This is a genomic window from Natronospira sp. (assembly GCF_007134575.1).
Classification (GTDB): Bacteria; Pseudomonadota; Gammaproteobacteria; order Natronospirales; family Natronospiraceae; genus Natronospira; species Natronospira elongata.
In genome coordinates this window covers 1-4525 of the sequence record NZ_SLKM01000250.1, presented here as the reverse complement: position 1 = coordinate 4525, position 4525 = coordinate 1, and the positions used below count along the sequence as shown (strand labels likewise).

Annotated in this window: 3 protein-coding genes and 1 pseudogene; all 4 read right to left on the bottom strand. The window is 64.5% G+C overall.

All coding sequences use genetic code 11. From position 1 onward, the window contains the following. A partial coding sequence (locus ACJWXQ_RS09970; protein ID WP_406672738.1) for a sigma-54-dependent transcriptional regulator occupies positions 1-1332 on the bottom strand: 1332 nt, incomplete at its 3' end. Between the two features lie 70 nt (positions 1333-1402). Then, complete coding sequence (locus tag ACJWXQ_RS09965) at positions 1403-3598, bottom strand: ATP-binding protein (protein ID WP_346052299.1); 2196 nt, start codon at positions 3596-3598, stop codon at positions 1403-1405. Beyond that, complete coding sequence (locus ACJWXQ_RS09960; protein ID WP_346052298.1) at positions 3580-4161, bottom strand: DUF4390 domain-containing protein; 582 nt, start codon at positions 4159-4161, stop codon at positions 3580-3582. Before ACJWXQ_RS09960 ends, ACJWXQ_RS09965 begins: the two co-directional genes overlap by 19 nt. Before the next feature lie 105 nt (positions 4162-4266). Further along, positions 4267-4525, bottom strand: a pseudogene (locus ACJWXQ_RS09955) (16S rRNA (cytosine(967)-C(5))-methyltransferase RsmB); the annotation flags it as partial.

Here is a 4525-nt window from a genome sequence, read left to right as displayed (position 1 = left end):
CTTGCGATAGAGGTGGGTGCGTTCCAGGCCCACGCGCTCGGCGAGCTTGCCCACCCGGCCGCCGCAGAGCTCCAGTTGCTGCTCCAGATAGGCGCGCTCGAAGCGTTCCCGGGCCTCGCGCAGGGTCAGGCCCAGCAGGTCCTGCTTGACCAGGGGCTCGGCCTGTTGCTCGGCCTCTTCCCGATCCAGCTCCCGTTCCACTTCTTCCAGAGACACTTCCTCCCGATCGGAGAGGGCGAGGAAGCGGTGGACCATGTTCTTGAGCTCGCGGATATTCCCCGGCCAGGGGTAATTGCGCAGGCGATTCTGGGCACCCACCGAGAAGCGCCGGAAGGGCAGGCCTTCCTGATCCACCAGCACATCCACGTAATAGCGAATCAGATCGGGCACGTCTTCACGGTATTCGCGCAGGGGTGGCACCCGCACGGGGAGAACATCCAGCTGATTGAGCAGGTCCTGACGGAATCGGCCCTGTTCCACCAGACGGTTGATACCGGCCTGAGCGGAGGCCACCAGGCGGATATCGAGCTTCTCTCTCTGATCACTGCCCACCGGCCGGTAACTTCCCGCCTCCAAGGCTGCCATCAGTACACGCTGGGCCTCGGGGGTCATGTCGGCGAGTTCATTGAGGAACAGGGTGCCGCCCCGGGCCTTTTCCAGATAGCCCGGTTCCAACTGCCCTCCCTGCATGCGCCCGAACAGGCGTTCTTCGGCCTCATCACTGCGCAGACCGCTGAGGATGACATTTACGAATCGGCCATCGGAGCGAGGGCTTTCCGCGTGCAGGTAGCGCGCCAGGGTCTCTCGACCGGTACCGGCTTCGCCCAGCAGCAGCACCGGGGAGGGCTCGGCCGCCACCTTCTGGACCTTGGCCCGGACATCACGCATCAGCGGTGACTTGCCCACCGGCTCCACCAGCGGCGAAAGGATGGAGCGCGCCTTGCGCCGCTCTCTTTCCTCGCGCCCGGATTCCAGGGCCTCGCCCACGATCTGCAGGAGCTTGGCCATGGACAGGGGCTTTTCCAGAAACTCCTGGGCGCCCAGGCGGGTGGCTTCCACCGCGGTATCCACCGTGCCATGACCGGACATGATCACCACGGGGCAGTCCAGTTCGCCGCTGCGTGTCCATTCCTTGAGCAGGGTGATGCCGTCCACATCCGGCATCCAGATATCCAGCAGGATGAGATCCAGCTCCTCGGCATCGTGGGCACGACGGGCTTCCTGGGCATTGGCGGCCACGGTGACCCGGTAACCTTCGTCCACCAGAATATCCTGGACCATCTCACGGATGTCGGACTCATCATCCACGACCAGAATATGGGCTGCGGTCATGCGGCTTCCTCCAGGACTGTGCGCAATTTGAAGGGGCCTACTTTATCAGCGAATGGGAAAAACTGCCGCATCAACCGGCAGTCGGTGCCAGTTCGGTGCTGGCATTGACGGGGATTTCCATGACGATGCGGGCACCGCCGGACTCGCGGTTGCCGGCGCGGATGCTGCCACCATGCTCTTCCACCAGTTTCTTGACGATGGCCAGGCCCAGCCCGGTGCCCTTGGGCTTGGTGGTGACATAGGGCTCGAAGACGGTGTTGCCAAGGTCATCGCCGAAGCCGGGCCCGTCATCTTCCACCACCACTTCCACCGTCTCCGACCCCCGGGCCTGCATGGGTCGGGTGTGGATCCAGATGGTGGCACCGCGATCGTGTTCGCTGGCCTCCTGGGCGTTGCGAATCAGGTTGTGCAGGGCCTGGCGGATCCGCCCGGCATCGACACGAACGGCCGGCAGTTGCTCATCCAGGTTCAACTTCACATGGGGACCACCCGGCAGACCGCGATAGAGGTCGGCCACATCGACAACGAGCTGGTTGAGGTCGAGCTGGCTGAATTCCAGCTCCGGACTGCGGGCGTACTCACTAAAGGCCTTGACCATGGCCTTGAGGGCATCCACCTGCTGAACAATGGTGTGGGTGGCCCGATCCAGGGTGCGGGGTTCCTCCACCTTGTCCAGGTACTTGTGGCGAATGCGCTCGGCGGCGAGCTGAATGGGGGTCAGGGGATTGCGAATCTCATGGGCCAGGCGACGGGCCACTTCGCCCCAGGCAGCATCCCGCTGGGCCTGAACCAGGGTGGTGATGTCGTCAAAGACGATCACATGGCCAGGCTCATTCTCGCCGGGAAAGGGCAGGGCCTTGCAGCGGCAGATCAGCAGGCGGCGCTGGGTCCGTCCCGGCAGCGCCAGCTCCTCATGCCACTCCGAATCGCCGTCGAGCACATGGGCGGCTATGCGATCCGCCAGCACCTTCAGCCGGGGGGAGGATTCGGACAGATCCAGCAGGGGTTTGCCCACGCCTTCGGCCAGTTCCGCTTCCAGAATGCTCTCGGCGGAGGCATTGGAGGCACGCAGGCGGAGGCCGGCGTCCAGGGCAATCACCCCGGACGTCAGGCGGGCCAGGACCGCTTCCAGGTAGGCCCGTTCCGCCTCGACATCGCGCCGGCTGCGGGCCGCCTGCTCCCGCGCCTCTTCCAGGCGGCGGGTCATTTCGTTGAAGGACAGGGCCAGGAAACCCACCTCGTCATGGGCACGCAGGGGCAGACGGGTATCCAGCTGACCGCGTGCCACCGCCCGGGTGCCGGCGGCCAGATCCTGAATCGGCGCAACCAGGCGACGGGCAAAATGGAAGGCACCGACAATGGCCAGGAGCAGACTCAGCAGCAGCACCAGCGACAGGGTCAGGGCAAAGCTGATCCGAATCGGGGTGCGGTAGAAAGCCAGCTCCCGGTATTCCTGCCAGGCGGTCTGCACGCTTTCGGCCAGTTCGCTCTGTCGCGGCGGCACCGGGAAACGGGCCTGGAGTATGCGGGGCGACGCCAGCCGCTCGGGCTCCGGCAGCACCACCAGGGCGCGGACATGGATGACCTCGCCCTCCGCCTCCGGTGATTCCAGCCCGGTGTGGCTGCCACCACGGCGGGCCTGGGAGACCAGTTCCCGGGGCGGCTGGCTGGGCAGCAGACCGCGGCCGATGTCGGCGCTGGTGGCAATGATCTGGCCATCATTGGAGAAGATGGTGAGTTCGGTGGCCTCCAGATCCCGGCGCAAATCCTCGAGCAGGCCAGGCAGGGCAGTGGCCCTGGCCCCCGACAGCTCGCGGGCGGCCTCCTCGGTACGGGCTTCATGTTCCCGCATGCGGCTTTCCAGGGCCGCCCGTGACAGCGCCAGGGACTCTTCCAGGGCCGACTCGATACGGATATCAAACCAGGAATCGATACCGCGGGTGATGAACTGCATGGAGAAGTAGAACACCAGCACCACCGGCACCACGGCAAGCACGGCGAACACCGCCACCAGCCGCGCGGTCAGCCGGGAACCGGGCCGGCGGGCACGATATTGCACCGCCAGATGGGTGACATTGAAGCCCAGCAGGACCACCAGCAGGGCCACACCCAGGACATTGAAGCCCAGCAGCCAATCATGGAGACGATCGAAATCCGTGGCCTGCTGGGTGGTCTCGGCCAGCATCCACAGGGAAGCCAGCATCAGCAGCAGACCAAAGGCGATCAGCAGGCTGAGGCCAAGTTTTTTCAGGAACGAAGGGTCCACTGATACCACCCACTGGAGATGCTGGAATTGGTCCAGAGACGGGCAATGAAGCCAACGCCATCCGGTCGCTCACGCAACTCCATTTTTACCCGCATCCGCAGTTCATAGCGAGCATCCGGGTCGAGTCGGCTTTCCTCCAACACCGGCAGGTCCTCGATGCGACTGAGCTCGGCCATGGCGGCCGCATAGCTCTGAAAGCTCTGGCGCCGCCCGGTCTGCTCACTCTCGACAACATAAAGCCGGGTCAGGGGTTGAAACTGGATTTCGTGGACCCGCTCGAAACGGGTCACGGTCGCGGCCGTCCACATCATCCGCGGTCGACGGACTTCCACCTCCACCGTCAGGCGCAAGGGCAGACCATTATCGAGCGCATCCAGGGCTTCGTCACTGAGGCGGTATTCGATATCGGCGTTGAGATAGTGGATGCCGTCCACTTCCTCGGTAAAGCCGGTGACCAGACTGATGGAGCCCGCGATCGGGACCAGGGCCCAGGCCAGCAGCATCAGGCCCAGCAGAATGCTGGCCAGCAGCGGGAAGCGGCTTTTGGGGAAACTGTCGGCCATGGAGGTCTCAGGCATCGCCGGGCGTTGCGGTAATAATACACCAAGGAACCACGATTTGAGGGTAAAAATCTCGAATAGTTGCAAGAAAAATACAAAAACCTCCGGTTATTTGCCCGGGACTCGGCGGACACCGGCATAGAAGAAGCCATCGCCGCCGGCGGCCGAGGGCAATCGCTGCCAGCCGGGGCCGCTACGCTGGCCACCGGGCACCTGAATGGCCACCACCTCGGCAGCGGGCTCCCGGGCCAGGAAGCGCTCGATCACCTCGGCATTCTCGGCCGCCAGCACCGAACAGGTGGTGTAGAGCAGCCGGCCGCCGGGGACCAGGGTGCTGAAGGCGGCGGCCAGGATCGCTTCCTGCAGG

Coding starts and splice junctions, on each gene's coding strand:
- ACJWXQ_RS09960 (WP_346052298.1), bottom strand. CDS start 4,161: ATGGCCGACAGTTTCCCCAAAAGCCGCTTCCCGCTGCTGGCCAGCATT.